The organism is Erythrobacter sp. S249 (assembly GCF_057364975.1).
Genome location: NZ_CP200287.1, coordinates 2,226,988 through 2,241,617, shown reverse-complemented (window position 1 = coordinate 2,241,617; position 14,630 = coordinate 2,226,988). Strand labels below are relative to the sequence as shown.

The following is a 14,630-nucleotide window of genomic DNA, read 5'->3' as shown; positions in this document are numbered from 1 at the left end:
GCGTTGCTGAGCAATCATATACCGCCTGAAAGTAGGGGCAGGCGGCGAAGTCTCAAGCCCGTGGCCGAAAACAATGCATTCGCAATCGCTGGAGCGGCAACCGCTGCGCCCAATTCACCCGGGTCAGCAGGGGCGGCTTCATTGGCGATAAACTCAACCTCGATCTCCGGGCAATCGGCCAATGCTGGCAGGCCAAGCTCGTCCATATCGAGCGCCGTCGGCATGCCTTCGGAGTAACGGATCGGCGCGCCCAGAGCGAGGCCGATACCAAAGATCAGGCCGCCCTCGATTTGCTGGCGCGCGATGTCGAGGTTGATGATCCGCCCGATATCCACCGCCGCCGTCAGCCGCGTTACGCGCACGCCGCCTTCGCCAGCTCGCGCGGTGGCGATGCAAGCGATCCGCCCGCCGGTAGTCGCATCGCCGATCCGGTGGCAAGCCAGCCCTTGCCCGCTTTGATCGGCCCCGCCGTCCCATTCCGCCATCTGGGCCGCGCGCTGCAAGCAGGCCGCCAGCCGCACATCCTTGCCCAGCATAGCGATACGGTATGACAGCGGCTCGCGAGAGTGCTCAGCGGCGATCTCGTCGATCAAGCTCTCGGTCGCAAAGGCGGTGTAGCAATGCGCATTGCCGCGCATCCGCCCGGTTGGCAGGCCAATCTCTGTCGGCACATGATCGACAATCACACTAGGGATGGCATAGGCGGGCACCGCGCCTTCACAGGCAAGAGCGTCTTTCGCGCCGGCCGTTTCGCGCATCGCGGCGGATGGGGTGAAGTTTTCAAACAGCCTTTTGCCAAATTCCAGATTGCTCGGCGGACAAGCGATCCGGGTGCGCAGGCCATCGATGCGGCCCGATCCATCCGGCGACAGCTGCGTGCCGAGCAGCATCGAGGCAGGAGTGCGCGGACGCGACTGCAATATCTCCTCACGCCGCGACCAGACCAATTGCACAGGCGCGCCGTGGCTCTCGGCCAGCTCTCGGGCGATGAGCGCAATTTCAATGGCGTGATCATTTTCCAGGCGCCGATCAAAACTGCCGCCCGCCGGCATGGGATACAGGACGACATCTTCTGGTTGAATTCCGATGGCGCGCGCCGCAGCAATACGGGCGCTCTCTGGCGCTTGGGTCGCCATCCACAGCTCCAGCGTGCCGTCTTCATATCTGGCAGTTGCGCTCGCGGTCTCCAGCGGGGCGGGGATCGCGGCCTCAACCTCGTACTGGCGGGCGAAATCAATCCTGCTGATCCCCTCCTCGCCAAAGCCCTCAGTGGCGATGCGGAAGGAATCGCCGCCGGTTACCATCGTCTCAAGCCGGGCCGCAATAGCGCCGCTATCGGCGGGAAACTCGGCTGCGAATTGCGGCTTCATCGCGGCGAGCCCGCGCTGCGCCGCCCACCAATTGCTGGCGACTGCGGCAAGCCAGCGCTTGCCTTCGATCACGCTGATGACCCCGCGCCTGCGGCGCTTGTCAAAGCCGGTCAGCGTGGCGCCATCCACCGGGCCATGGCGGATCGCCGCGTAGAGCATACCGGGCAGGCGCACGTCAGCGGCAAACTGATGCGTGCCGTCGACCTTTGACGGCATATCAATGCGCGGAAAGGCCAGCGGCGCTACGTCCTCGCCGACGACTGGCTTCTCGCCAGGAGCCGTGGTTTGCAAAGGCGGCGGATCGGGTGCTTCCTTGGTCGCTGCCTCGGCCGCAAGCTCGCCAAAGGTCACGCGCTCCTCGCCGTAGCGAACGAAGCCGTTTTCGACGACGCATTGCTCCCATGAGGCATCCCAGCGATCCGCAGCGGCCTGCGCCAGCATAGCCCTTGCGGCAGCCGCGGCGTATCGGCACGGTTCCTCAAAGGCGGCGATGCTGGTGCCATCCGCCGTGGCGGAAAAGCGGCCATCGCGAGCAAATTTCGCGGCCAGAAACTCATCGCTCATTTCAGAGAGGCCCTGGCCCCAGCCATCCCACAGCGCCGACCATTTGCGTGCGAGCGGGATGTTGGCATAGGCGCCGCTAACCGGAGCCGGTTCGACCGCAATCTGCCGCCAGTCGGCACCGAGTTCTTGCGCCACAATCTGCGGCAAAAGAGTTGTGATACCCTGGCCCATTTCAAGCTGAGGCACCGCCACAGTCACCACCCCATCCTCAGCGATCTTGAGCCAAGCATCAAACACATGCTCGCCCTCGCTCGGGATCAGCGGGCTGGGAAAGGTGCGCGGATAGAGCCACCAGGCAACCACCAATCCGCCGCCAACGGCAGCACCGGTGAGCAATCCGCGGCGTGTCAGCTCCATCGCGCTAGCCTGCCTCTTGCTCTAGCCAGCTGGCGAGCTGCTGCGCGATCAAGCGGAAGGCAGCCCCAGTGTCGCTGTCTGTCGCGACCAGATTGCTGCCTTTGTCGCCCGCCACTCTCACATCCATGCTGAGCGGAATACGGCCTAGGAATGGAATGTCGAGCCGCTGAGCCAAAGTTTCAAACCCGCCCTTGCCAAACGGATCGCTCATTTCTCCGCAATGCGGGCAGGCATAACCGGCCATATTCTCAACCAGACCGATGATCGGAACCTTGCCGGTTTCAAACAGCTGGCCAGCGCGCGCGGCATCAATGAGCGCCAGATCTTGAGGGGTAGATACCAGCACTGCGCCATCGGGCTTATGCTTTTGCAGCATCGAGAGTTGCACATCGCCAGTGCCCGGCGGCAAGTCGATGAGCAGCAATTCGGTGTCACCCCAATCGCCCTCAACCAATTGGGTGAGCGCATTGCCAACCATCGGACCGCGCCATGCGAGCGCCTGCGCCGGTTTCGCAAGGTTGCCCATGGATAGCATTTTGAGGCCATGCGGGCTGTCGAGCGGGATCAATTGCTCGTTCTCAGCAACCGGTTTCTCGCCTTCGGTGCCGAGCAGTTTGGGCTGAGAAGGTCCGTAAATATCTGCATCGATCACGCCAACCTTGTGGCCCAATGCGGCAAGCGCGATGGCAAGATTGGCCGTCAGCGTCGACTTCCCCACCCCGCCTTTGCCCGAGCCCACCGCGACAATCCGGCGCTTCACCCGCTCTCCCATCAGGGCAACGCGAACTTCGCTGACCCCTTCCAGCGGGCCCAGAGCAGCCTCGATCTGCTGCTCTGCACCTTTGCGTTCGCCGCCAGAAAGCCCGGTCGCTTCCACCACCACGACAGCGCGGCCTGCAACCATTCGGGCGGAAGTGATGCGCTGCGCGAGGTCATCGCCGGCCTGCGCCTTGATAGCGTTCAGCAATCGCTCTTGATCATCGGTGGCGTTTTTAGGCTCGCTCATGGTGACACGCCTCTAGCAGCAAAATCGCCCACGTAATCCTTGTTTTTGCATAGGGCCTGTTTTTCACAAAAGGGCACCCTATAAAAGGCATATGAGAATTTTTGACGGTTTGAAAAAACGTTTCGTTTCGCGCCCCTCTGATGAGGGGACCGATGGCCTTGGCGCAATCGGCTTGGCGATGGCTGGCAAGAAGAACCCTTGGGGTTCAGGCGGCGGCGACGATGGCGGCAATGACGCGGGCGACGGTGACAAAGGCGGCGGACCGCGCAACCCGTGGCTGCCGGGCGGCGGCGACGGTTCAAAGGACGGTGGGCGCCGTTCCGCCAGCATCGAAGATATTTTCAAGAACCGCGGGCCAGAAGGCCCCAATCGCGGCGGCGGCGGCGGACCGGGCGGACCCAAATTCCGGCTGCCAGAGCGGCAGGGCGGCAAGAGCTGGCTACCAATCATCGCGGTTGGCATCGGCGCAATCTGGCTGTTCGCGACCAGCGTCCACTTTATCCAACCGCGCGAGCAAGCGGTCGTAACCTGGTTCGGCGGCAAATATTCTGAAACGCTCAATCCCGGCACTGAATTCACCCTGCCCTGGCCAATCCAGCAGGTGAAGGCCGAGGACGTCAGCGAAATCCGATCTGTTGATGTGCCGAAGAAGTTGATCCTGACCGGCGACCAAAACCTCGTCGATCTGAGCTATCTCATTCGTTGGAACATCAAGGATCTGACGCAGTTTGAATTCCAGCTCGCTGAGCCAATTGAGACGGTTCAAGAGGCGGCGGAAACCGCCATGCGGTCTTCTGTGGCGGAGATGACGCTGGATGCTGTGATCTCCGGTGAAGGCCGGGCAGACATTGAGCAAAACGTCCTGACCCGGATGCAAACCATTTTGGATGCCTATGGCTCCGGCATTGCGGTCCAAGGTATCGAGATCGACAAAGCCGACCCGCCAGAGCAGGTGATCGAGGCATTTAACGACGTGCTCGCTGCGCAGCAGAACGCAGAGCAGGAAATCAACCAGGCCCGCCGCTATGCCCAGCAATTGCTGGCCCGCGCAGAAGGTGATGCGGCAGAGTTTAACCAGATCTATGGCGAGTATCGCCTTGCCCCAGAGGTTACCCGCCGCCGGCTTTACTATGAGACCATGGAGGCTGTTCTGGCGAACACCGACAAGACCATCATCGAAGCCGATGGGGTCACCTCTTACCTACCGCTGAGTGAAGTGCAGCGCCGCTCAAACGCCGCGCAAACTGCCACACCGGCGCAACCCGCACCGCAAGGGGGGCAATGATCATGGATGCAACTTGGCAAAAGTATCGCTTCGCCTTCATCGCACTCGGCGTGTTGCTGGTGGCTACTGCCTCCAGTCTGTTCATCGTCCCAGAGAGCAAGCAAGCGGTTATCATCCGCACGGGTGAACCGCATTCGGTGGTGAATATCTTCCGTCCAGACGTACCGTTTGGCGATACGAAGGCGGGCCTGTGGTACCGCATTCCATTCGTTGATCGGGTGCAGATGGTGGAGCGCCGCGTCCTCGACCTCGACATGGATAACCAGCAAGTGCTCACCAGCGACCAGCAACGTCTGCAGGTGAACGCCTATGCGCGGTTCCGGATAATCCAACCGGTGACGATGGTTCAGAGCGCGGGCGATGAAAACCGCTTGCGTTCACAATTGTCGCCAATCCTGACCTCGGTTCTGCGTCAGGAATTGGGGCGCCGCACCTTCGCCAGCCTGCTGACCGCAGAGCGTGGCAATGCAATGAACAATATCCGCGACAAGCTTGATGCTCAGGCTCGCCAATACGGTGTGCAAATCATCGACGTTCGCATCAAAGCGGCCGATTTGCCTGAGGGTACACCATTGCAAGCAGCCTTTACCCGGATGCAGTCGGACCGTCAGGAAGAAGCCGCGACAATCCGCGCGCAAGGCCGCAAGAATGCTCAGATCATTCGCGCTGAGGCGGAGGCTGATGCTGCGAACACCTATGCTGCGGCCTATGGCAAGGATCCAAGCTTCTACAACTTCTACCGCGCGATGGAGAGTTATCGCCGGACCTTTATCGACGGTAAGGGCGACAGCTCGATGGTCCTGTCGGAAGACAATGAGTATTTCCGCGAGTTTCGCGGGCAATAGTACCCTCGGCCGATTGCCTGATGCCGCGTTGCACCGGGAATCGGCCGACTTCCGACGAACCGCCTAGCGGGTCTGACCGACTACATTTGTCGTTCAAACTGCGTTAAGTGCGTCTTGGGCCATTGTAGGGGCGTAACTGTTTAGCGTGCTCGCTCGTATTCATGAGGGCGTGCTAAGCGCAAACTTGTAAAAGGAACGAGAGGACGTGAACAAAGTGCGTTATGTTTATGGACTGACGAGTGCGCTGCTTGTGGGCGGCGCGACAATTTCGCTGGTGACCGGCCAGCCTGCTGGCGCACAAGTTGCGCAAAATGATGACCGGGTGATGAGCCAAGTGGTCCCCCGCGCAGGTGCCCCGGCCAGTTTTGCCGATCTCACCGAGCAATTGCAGCCAGCGGTGGTCAACATCGCCACCCGTCAGCGGGTCGAGGTGCAAAGCCGCAACCCGTTCCAAGGCACGCCTTTTGCTGACCTGTTCAACCGCCGCCGCGGCGGCAGCAATGGTCAAGCACAGCCGCAAACCCGCGAGGCGCAATCGCTGGGTTCGGGCTTTATCATTTCAGCTGATGGCTTTGTGGTCACTAACAACCACGTCGTCGCCCCAAACGAGCGGGCGACACTGGAAGAGATCACCATCACTATGCCTGATGGCACGGAATATGAGGCTGAATTGGTGGGCGCCGATGCCGCGTCCGATCTGGCGGTGCTCAAAATCCAATCAAGCAATGACTTCCCATTCGTGAAGTTCGGCAATTCCGCTGAAGCGCGAGTCGGCGACTGGGTCGTTGCAATCGGTAACCCGTTCGGCCTTGGCGGAACAGTGACCAGCGGCATTGTTTCCGCGGTGCTGCGCAACACCGGCGGCGGCGCGTATGATCGCTACATCCAGACCGATGCCAGCATCAACCGCGGCAATTCCGGCGGTCCCTTGTTCGACATGCAAGGCAATGTAATCGGCATCAACAATGCGATTTTCTCGCCAACCGGCGGAAGTGTCGGGATCGGTTTTGCCATCCCTGCCGAGGTCGCTGTTCCAATCGTCGAGCAGCTTAAGAGCGGTCAAGAAATTGAGCGCGGTTTCCTGGGCGTCAGCATTCAGCCCATCACTGACGATCTGGCCGACTCGCTCGGGCTTCCACGCAATCGCGGCGAGTTCGTCCAAAGTGTGCAGGATGACGCCGCAGCGGACGTCGCGGGAATCCGTGCGGGTGATGTAGTCCTGAAAATTGACGGCAAGGACGTGACTAACGAACAGACGTTGTCGTTCCTCGTCGCCAATATCTCTCCCGGCACACGCATCCCGATTGAGCTGCTGCGTGATGGCCAGCGCCGCACTGTCAACGCGACCGTGGGCAAGCGTCCAACCGAGGACGAGCTTCGTCAACAGCAGATGTTCAGCGAAGATGACGATGATGCTCAAATGACGCCAGGCGACTCCGATGGCTTCATCGAAGAGAAACTCGGGCTTCAGGTTGTTGACTTGACCCCTGAGATCGTCCGTCAGCTGCGCGCAGAAGAAGGCACGACCGGGGTGGCAATCACCGCAGTCGATCCAAATTCCGACGCTGGCCGGAAAGGCCTGCGCCGGCGCGATATCATTCTGTCCGCGAACTATCAGGATATCTCCAGCGTGGACGATCTGCGCGAGATCATCACTCAGGCTGAGGCTGATGACCGTGATGCCCTGCTGCTGCGCATGCAGCGTCCGGGCCAGCCAGCGCGTTACCTGCCGGTGCGCCTGCGCTGATCTGAGCAGACAAATCGATCAAAGAGAGAGGCGCTGCGGGCAGACCGCGGCGCCTCTTTTCGTAGTGGCGGAAAGAAAGTGGGCGATAGCAGCGGGCGATAGCCAATAGAGTGCACGCGGATTGCCGCGACTTGCGCCGCAACACACCGCACCATCACTAATTGATAGAGGTCAGACCCTCTTGCCCCGTGCGATCTTGCCGCGGTGGTGGCGGCGGGGGATCACGCCTCGGCACATCTCCCGGTGCCCCCGGATCAAGCGGCAGATTCTGCCCTGTGGCCTGCTCTAGGAAATCATCGCTCGCGGCCTGAGGCGGCTCTTGCGGGCCGCTCGGATGCGTGCGCTCGCCCTCAATACCGAACGGCACGTCACTCTCTGCCTCGCGCCGTCCCGGCTCGACCAGATTGCCCTGCTCATCGATGAAGTAATAATCGTCCGGATCGCCATAGAGGAACTCGTCATCCGGCTCGAGCTGCCATTCGGGCAGGTTGAGGTCCGTATCAAACTTCTCAACCGGGCGATCCTTCACCGCATAGCGCATGTAGGCGGCGAACGCCTGCGCCGGTGCGCGGCCACCCTGAAGGCCCGACACACGCTTCGCATCATCGCGGCCCATCCAGACGCCGGTGGTAACGCCAGACGAAAAGCCGACAAACCAGCCATCCTTGTTAGAGCTGGTGGTGCCGGTCTTGCCTGCAACCGGGCGACCAATCTGCGCCGCGCGGCCTGTGCCGGTCGCGACCGCGCTTTGAAGCAGATCCGTGATGCCAGCGGCGACATAATCCGGCACCAAAGTCGTCTCAGTCGCCTTCTCATGCTTGTAAATCACCTCGCCATTCGCGCTCGTCACGCGCAAGATGCCGTAAGGCTCGATGGCCTTTCCGCGCGCGGAGACAGCCGCGAAAGCACGGGTCATATCGATCAGGCGGACTTCCGACGAACCCAGCACCATCGACGGGAAAGTGGAGATTGGCGTCGTGACACCAAACCGGCGCGCCATGGAGGCGACAGTGCCAAAACCAACCTCATTGCCCAATTGCGCCGCAACCGTGTTGATCGAAAAGGCAAAGCTGGTTCGCAGGCTCGTCTCGCCGACATTGCGGCCGTTGGAATTGCGCGGGGTCCAGCCGTCAATGGTAACCGGGGTGTCAACGACACGGTCATCCGGGGTGTATCCGGCCTCTAGCGCGGCGAGATAGACGAACAATTTCCACGAGGACCCGGGCTGGCGCATGGCATTGGTCGCGCGGTTGTAATTGCTTTCGACATAGTCCGTGCCGCCAACCATCGCCAGGATCGCGCCGTCTCGGTCGAGGCTGACCAGAGCGCCCTGAGCACCGTCAGGCGTGTTCGCATCAATCGAAGCGGTTGCCGCCCGCTGCATACCCACATCCAGCGTCGTCCAAACCTCAATCGGCTCATAAGTTTCTGGCAGCAGCAAATCGAGCTGAGGCAGAGCCCAATCGGTGAAATATCGCACCGAGTTCTGCCCGCTCTGCTGGCGCAAATTCACCGCGCTCACATCAACCGAGGCTTCCTCAGAGGTGATATAGCCCTGCTCATTCATCAAGCGCAGCACGGTTTGCGCGCGGTCAACGGCGGCCTGCACATCGGCGGTCGGCGAATAGCGGCTCGGCGCCTTTACAAGACCTGCGATGATCGAGGCCTCTGCCACGCTCAGCTCTTTGGCCGGGTGGCTGAAGAATTTGCGGCTGGCGCTGTCGATGCCGTAGGCACCGCCGCCGAAATAGACCTTGTTGAGGTAAAGCTCGAGAATTTGCTCTTTTGAAAACTTCCATTCCAGTGCCATCGCCAGCACAGCCTCGCGCGCCTTGCGGTCGACGGTGCGGTTGGAATTGAGGAACAGGTTTCGGGCCAGCTGCTGAGTGATGGTGGACGTGCCGCCCAGCCGCGCTCTGGAGCCAGTGACGCCTTCGATAATCGCGCCGGTCAGGCGGATCGGATCGATCCCGTAATGCGAATGATAGCGGCGATCCTCCACCGCGATCATGGCATTGGTCATATTTTCCGGGATTTCTTCATAGGCCAGCCATTCGCCGAAACTTGGGCCTAGCTCGACAATCTCTGTCCCATCGCGCGCGCGCACCAGAATGGTTTGCGCGTTCTGGGTTGCTTTCAGCTGGTAAAAACTCGGGAGTTCGCGTGCGGCAAAACCAACCGCAACGGCGAGGAAGATCACGCCGAGAACCGCGACCCCGCCGCCCCATAGGACAATCCGCTTGAGCCATTTGCGAAACGCAGATGGCGGCTTGGCATCCTTGGCCGATTTGACTTTGCCCTTGCTGCTCGACCGCTTGGACCCACCCGCACGCTCAGCGGCGGCGCGGCGACTGCCGCGCTTGCCTTTGTTTTGCAGTTGGTTTCCCCGTTTCGACATTACCGGCTTGGCCTATCCTTTTCGCGCCCAAAATCGCGCGTTTTCACCCGCAATTGACCTGCATGGGTCTGTCCTAACCCGGCGTGAACAATATTCGCAATGCAGCCTGCCTCCAAAACGGGTTATTGCTGCGAAACGCCTTAATCGTCCGCGGCGAAATCCAAGCTGGCGGAGTTGATGCAATAGCGCATGCCCCCTGCCTCTGGCGGACCGTCGGGAAAGACATGGCCCAGGTGCCCGCCGCATGCGGAACACAGCACCTCTGTACGGATCATGCCGTGCGACACATCGCGCTTTTCCTCGACGGTTTCAGCATCGGCAGGTTTCGTGAACGCAGGCCAGCCGCATCCGCTGTTGTATTTCGCATCGCTGGCAAACAGCACCGTGCCGCAGCCAGCGCAGGTGTATTCGCCCTCTTCAAAATGCTTGTCGTATTCGCCGGTGAAGGCCCGCTCTGTGCCCGCTTCGCGCAGCACATGATATTGCTCTGGCGAGAGCCTCTCGCGCCATTCGGCATCGGTCGTAGTCTTGGGGTCGGTCATTTGTTTTCTCCTCAGGCGCCGGCGGGACCATCCGGTCCCTTGGCTATCCTCGCTCACACGATCAAAGATCGCGTCGCTGCGGGCGGCCAGTCGGCCTTGCGGCCCTCTGGGCCGTCTGTTGCCAAATATGGGAGTAAGCGCGCGTTTTCCTACCCATCGACCAACGCGTAATGCGCAGGCGGCTTGATCACATCCATCCGCTCAGTCAGCAGCGGGCGGAAGCTCGGGCGGCTCTTGAATACCGCGTACCAACCGCGCGTTTGCTCATGCCCGGTCCAATCAATTCCGCCGAGATAGTCGGCCACCGATAACTGCGCGGCGGCGGCAAGATCGGCCATGCTCATGGTCGATCCGGCGAGCCACGGTCGATTGTCGATCAGCCAATCCATATAGTCCAAATGGCCATGAGCGAGCTTCATCGCCACCCGCAGAACCTTGGAGTCCGGCGGCTGGCGCAGAACAATCCGCTTCTTCATCCGCTCCGACAAAAGCGGCGCAGTGACATCGGCGTAGAAATTCTCGTCAAACAAAGCGACCAGGCGGCGGATCTCCGCGCGGCCCGTTGCCGTGCCGTTGATCATCGGCGCGGTGTCGACGGTTTCTTCGAAATATTCCGCGATCGCCCGGCTGTCGCTGATCACGATCTCGCGCTCTGCATCGACCAGAACTGGCGTGCGGCCAGCGGGATTGAGATTGAAGAACATGTCAGAGGCCGCCCACGGGTCTTCGCGCACCAATTCATAGGCGATATTCTTCTCGCCCATCAGCAGCCGAACCTTACGGCTGAAGGGGCAGAGGGGGAATTGGTGAAGGCGGTACATAGCGCTTAGATTCATGCCTTACCGCAGGCTCCGCGTCCACTGGATTTCGCGTAAAGTCTTGTGAATCGAACCTGCGACCTGCGATTGCAAGCTGCGGGCCGCGTTTTAGCGTACGCGCGCCTCATCCAATGCGCCCTTCATCCGCTCCGCCATATCGCGCAAAGCAGGCAGCATCAGCTCCAAGCCTTCTGCCATGCCGCTCATCGCATTCATCGCGCGTGGCAGCTCATCCGATAATTGCTCAGGCAGTTCGCCTGCCTCTGGCGCGAGGTCTCTCACGCGGGCGTCGGGATCAATGTCGGGACCTTGGCCTCCGGTGGCCTTGTCCAAAGCCTCAGCCATCGGCCCGATCGGCAATTCCAGAACTGTGCCTAGAAGGACTTGCGCCAAAACGGCAGTTTGATCCTGAAACGCGGGGTCGGACAATTTCTCAGACAATTGCGAGAGAGAGCTTTCCGCGTTGCTCCGAGAGATATCTGCGGCCTCCTGCGCAAAGGCGATGGACGGGGTGGCGAGCGCCAACACAGCGGCGGCAGCAATAGGCAAAGCGCGCATGGAAAATCCTCCTGAAAATTTGGGTTGCCCATGCATTAGTTCATGTTCAATGACCTGAACCTGAACCAAGGGAGCACAGCACACCAAACGGGCCGGCCTCAGCTAAACCCCTGAGGTTTCCAGCATCAACAGGCAGGCCGGCATCACATCATTGAGTGTGTCCGTATCCCAAAGGCGCTGCGCTTCTTTCGAGACCAATTGCGACACGCCATCGCGATTTAGCCCGGTCTCATCCATCAGTCCCGCCAGCGCGCGCACGAAAAACTCGCGCCCGCGCTCGCCCATTGCAGGCCATTTTTGCGCATCCGAATTGCCGTTTGCCTGACCATAAGCGACCAGTGAAAACGCCGCTGAACAGCGCACAATCGCGCGGTTCTCGCTGGAGAGACTAGCGGCGCTAGCAGTTTCATCAGCGACAGATGTGAGGGCGACCGCAGGGCCAGCTTGCGCCAACAGCAAAGCGGCGAATAGGGAAAGAGAGCTCATACCAGTTGCCTATAGCAATCAATCTGAACGCCATGCTACCAGCTTCGTGGAGACTCACAGAGGAGACACCCCACAATGCTTAACCACATCATGATCGGTTCCAACGATATTGAACGGTCAAAGGCGTTCTACAACAAAGTTCTCGGCGTTCTCGGCGCTGGTGAGCCAATGGCGCATGTCAACGACACGGGGCAAACGCGTCTGTTTTACAGCCATAATGGCGATACGTTCTCGGTCAGCGAGCCCATCAATGGCGAGCCTGTGACCCCGTCGAATGGCTTCACAATCGGATTTAAGTGCAGCTCGATGGAACAGATCCAGGAATTGCATGATGTCGCGGTCGCCAATGGCGGCACGAGCATCGAAGACCCACCCGGCCCGCGCAACGGATCAATGGGCACAATGAACCTGTGCTATTTCACCGATCCAGACGGCCACAAGGTCTGCGGCATCCATCGGCCATGATAAGTTCTGACTGACCGGGCCAACCGCGCCGAAAAGAAACTAACGGCTCAGTTCAAACACAGCGAATTCGGCGCGCCAGTTAGCTGCTGGTGCGCCGATTTGTTTTTCGCCCGCAAAGAACCAGCTGCGCTCGATCCGCGCGCCTTTGGCCCGCGCCAATTCGCGAAAATCATCAATCGTCACATGGTGGATGTTTTGCGTTTCATACCAGCTTAGCGGCAGCGCGCTGGTCACCGGCATACGCCCACCAAACATCAACGCCGCGCGGGTGCGCCAATGGGCAAAATTGGGAAAGCTGACAAATGCCTTTGTGCCAACTCGCAGCAACTCATCCAGCATCAGGTCAGGCCGCTTTGCTGTTTGCAAAGTCTGGCTGAGGATGGCGTAGTCGAACGCCTTGTCTGGATAATTGGCAAGATCGCTATCCGCATCGCCCTGAACCACAGACAGACCGCGCGCGACGCTTTTCTCCACCCGCACTGCATCAATTTCGATGCCCCGCGCATCTACATTGCTGCGCGCCTGAAGCTCGGCCAGCAACATGCCATCACCGCAGCCCACATCCAACACGCGGGTGCCAGGGGCGACATGAGCCGCAATGACCTCAAGATCTGGCCGCAAAGTCATTGGTAAACTGCAGGGTTGTGCAGTTCCATCGCCATTTCCGGGTTGGCAAGCGGCTGCCAACCAAACCGCTTATACAGTCCTTGTGCATCTAGCGTCATAAGCATCCAGCGCCTCAAGCCCTGAAGGTCCGGATGATCATGAAGCCGCGCAAGCATACTGGACGAAAGTCCTTTCCCGCGATGTTCCTCAACCACGTAAACGTCCGCGAGATAGGCGAACGTCGCACGGTCAGTGATAACGCGCGCCATCGCAACCGGCCTGTCTTCAAACCGCACAGCAACGCATATGCTGTTGGATATGGCGCGCTGCACCGTCCCCAATGGGATGTTCTTTGACCAGTAGGCCTCGGACAGAAACGCATGGGTAGCCGCAGCATCAATTTGGCTACTTCCCTCCACCAAAACATATGGTGAAACCAAGTCATCCATCGATAAACCCTTTTATTACACGGTCTAATGGCTCGTGTGGGAGCAGGAAACTGTCATGGCCATAGGGTGCGCTGAGTTCGACGAAACTCACTGGCGCGCCAACCGCGTTCAGCCCATGAACGATATGACGGCTTTCCGCGGTAGGGTAGAGCCAATCAGTGTCGAAGCTGACGAGGCAAAAACGAGCGCCCTCACCCATCGCATGTCCGGCAAAAGCATCCGCCAGCTTGCCGCTGCCCGGCGTGTCCGCGAACTCCTCTGCGAGGTCGAAATAATCCATCGCGCGGGTGATATAGAGGTAGGAATTGGCATCGAACCGCTGCGTAAAGCCGCTGCCCTGATAGCGCAGATAGCTTTCCACCTGAAAATCCGCATCAAAGCCGAAGCTTTTGGAAGAGCGGTCTTGCAAGCGCCGGCCAAATTTCGCGGTCAGGCCTTCTTCGGAAAGATAGGTAATATGCGCCGCCATCCGCGCCACGGCGAGGCCGTTATCAGGCGAGGTATCGCTGGCATAATAATCGCCGTCCTGCCACGCTGGATCAGCCATAATCGCTTGGCGGCCAACCTCGTGAAAGGCGATGTTCTGCGCCGAATGCCGCGCGGTTGAGGCAATCACCAACACGCGCTCGGCCCGGTCAGGCCAATTGGCAGCGAGGCTGAGCGCCTGCATCCCGCCCATTGAGCCGCCCACCACCGTATGAAGCCGCTCAATGCCGATGCCATCGAGTAGAGCAACGAGCCCGCGCACCATGTCGCGAATGGTGATGACGGGAAACCGCATGGCGTAAGGCTTGCCATCTGGCCCGTCGCTCATCGGCCCAGTGGAGCCCATGCAGCTGCCGATAACATTGGCGCAAATCACGTGAAACCGGTCTGTGTCGATTGGTTTGCCCGGGCCGACCATCCGCTCCCACCAGCCGGGCTTGCCAGTCACGGGATGCGGGCTCGCTAAATATTGATCGCCGGTCAGCGCATGGCAGATCAGAACCGCGTTGGATTTGTCCGCCGCCAGCTCGCCATAGCTCTCATACGCAATCTCCACATTGCTCAGCGCCTGCCCGCAATCGAGCGGCAGATCATTGGGGAGCGCAAAGCTCTTAGAGGCGGGCGGTGTGGCCATTGGGCTGCGGGGAT

14 protein-coding genes are annotated in these 14,630 nt (G+C 60.1%); 4 read left to right on the top strand and 10 right to left on the bottom strand.

From position 1 onward, the window contains the following. Positions 1 to 14: 14 nt before the first annotated feature. Both AC0V6V_RS10670 and AC0V6V_RS10665 read right to left on the bottom strand, forming a co-directional pair. Entirely contained in the window at positions 15 to 2,291 is a 2,277-nt protein-coding gene (locus AC0V6V_RS10670) for a molybdopterin cofactor-binding domain-containing protein (RefSeq protein ID WP_486165368.1), read from the bottom strand. A gap of 4 nt (positions 2,292 to 2,295) precedes the next feature. Beyond that, positions 2,296 to 3,297: an Mrp/NBP35 family ATP-binding protein gene (locus tag AC0V6V_RS10665; protein ID WP_486165367.1), complete on the bottom strand. Its 1,002-nt coding sequence runs from the start codon at positions 3,295 to 3,297 to the stop codon at positions 2,296 to 2,298. Positions 3,298 to 3,475: 178 nt separating this feature from the next. On the opposite strand from AC0V6V_RS10665, the gene hflK reads away from it, so the two are divergent. The 3 genes from hflK (at position 3,476) to AC0V6V_RS10650 (ending at position 7,174) form a co-directional block, all read left to right on the top strand. Next, the gene (gene hflK, locus AC0V6V_RS10660; protein ID WP_486166087.1) at positions 3,476 to 4,582 is read left to right on the top strand and encodes a protease modulator HflK; all 1,107 of its coding nucleotides are present in this window, start codon (positions 3,476 to 3,478) and stop codon (positions 4,580 to 4,582) included. A 2-nt stretch (positions 4,583 to 4,584) separates the two neighbouring features. After that, positions 4,585 to 5,427, top strand: a complete 843-nt coding sequence (gene hflC / locus AC0V6V_RS10655; protein WP_486166086.1) for a protease modulator HflC — start codon at positions 4,585 to 4,587, stop codon at positions 5,425 to 5,427. A 205-nt stretch (positions 5,428 to 5,632) separates the two neighbouring features. After that, complete coding sequence (locus tag AC0V6V_RS10650) at positions 5,633 to 7,174, top strand: Do family serine endopeptidase (RefSeq protein ID WP_486165366.1); 1,542 nt, start codon at positions 5,633 to 5,635, stop codon at positions 7,172 to 7,174. Positions 7,175 to 7,331: 157 nt separating this feature from the next. Here the strand turns inward: AC0V6V_RS10650 and AC0V6V_RS10645 are convergent, their stop codons facing one another. From AC0V6V_RS10645 to AC0V6V_RS10625, 5 genes are all read right to left on the bottom strand, one after another. After that, positions 7,332 to 9,572 (bottom strand): transglycosylase domain-containing protein, encoded by a 2,241-nt coding sequence (locus AC0V6V_RS10645; protein ID WP_486165365.1) that lies wholly within the window; start codon positions 9,570 to 9,572, stop codon positions 7,332 to 7,334. 140 nt (positions 9,573 to 9,712) lie between these two features. Beyond that, on the bottom strand, positions 9,713 to 10,114 hold the full coding sequence (gene msrB, locus AC0V6V_RS10640; protein WP_486165364.1) for a peptide-methionine (R)-S-oxide reductase MsrB: 402 nt from the start codon (positions 10,112 to 10,114) through the stop codon (positions 9,713 to 9,715). Positions 10,115 to 10,263: 149 nt separating this feature from the next. Further along, positions 10,264 to 10,935 (bottom strand): glutathione S-transferase family protein, encoded by a 672-nt coding sequence (locus tag AC0V6V_RS10635; protein ID WP_486165363.1) that lies wholly within the window; start codon positions 10,933 to 10,935, stop codon positions 10,264 to 10,266. Between the two features lie 105 nt (positions 10,936 to 11,040). Continuing rightward, positions 11,041 to 11,490, bottom strand: coding sequence for a hypothetical protein (locus AC0V6V_RS10630; RefSeq protein ID WP_486165362.1), 450 nt, complete (start codon positions 11,488 to 11,490; stop codon positions 11,041 to 11,043). A gap of 102 nt (positions 11,491 to 11,592) precedes the next feature. Further along, positions 11,593 to 11,976, bottom strand: coding sequence for a hypothetical protein (locus AC0V6V_RS10625; protein ID WP_486165361.1), 384 nt, complete (start codon positions 11,974 to 11,976; stop codon positions 11,593 to 11,595). A gap of 75 nt (positions 11,977 to 12,051) precedes the next feature. Here AC0V6V_RS10625 and AC0V6V_RS10620 point away from each other — a divergent pair, with 75 nt between their 5' ends. After that, on the top strand, positions 12,052 to 12,441 hold the full coding sequence (locus tag AC0V6V_RS10620) for a VOC family protein (RefSeq protein ID WP_486165360.1): 390 nt from the start codon (positions 12,052 to 12,054) through the stop codon (positions 12,439 to 12,441). Positions 12,442 to 12,480: 39 nt separating this feature from the next. Here the strand turns inward: AC0V6V_RS10620 and metW are convergent, their stop codons facing one another. The 3 genes from metW to metX are packed head-to-tail and all read right to left on the bottom strand — an operon-like array spanning position 12,481 to position 14,616. Beyond that, positions 12,481 to 13,068 (bottom strand): methionine biosynthesis protein MetW, encoded by a 588-nt coding sequence (metW, locus tag AC0V6V_RS10615; RefSeq protein WP_486165359.1) that lies wholly within the window; start codon positions 13,066 to 13,068, stop codon positions 12,481 to 12,483. Further along, positions 13,065 to 13,496, bottom strand: coding sequence for a GNAT family N-acetyltransferase (locus tag AC0V6V_RS10610; RefSeq protein WP_486165358.1), 432 nt, complete (start codon positions 13,494 to 13,496; stop codon positions 13,065 to 13,067). The genes metW and AC0V6V_RS10610 overlap by 4 nt, the downstream gene beginning before the upstream one ends. Beyond that, entirely contained in the window at positions 13,489 to 14,616 is a 1,128-nt protein-coding gene (metX, locus tag AC0V6V_RS10605; RefSeq protein WP_486165357.1) for a homoserine O-acetyltransferase MetX, read from the bottom strand. Before metX ends, AC0V6V_RS10610 begins: the two co-directional genes overlap by 8 nt. Positions 14,617 to 14,630: the final 14 nt, after the last annotated feature.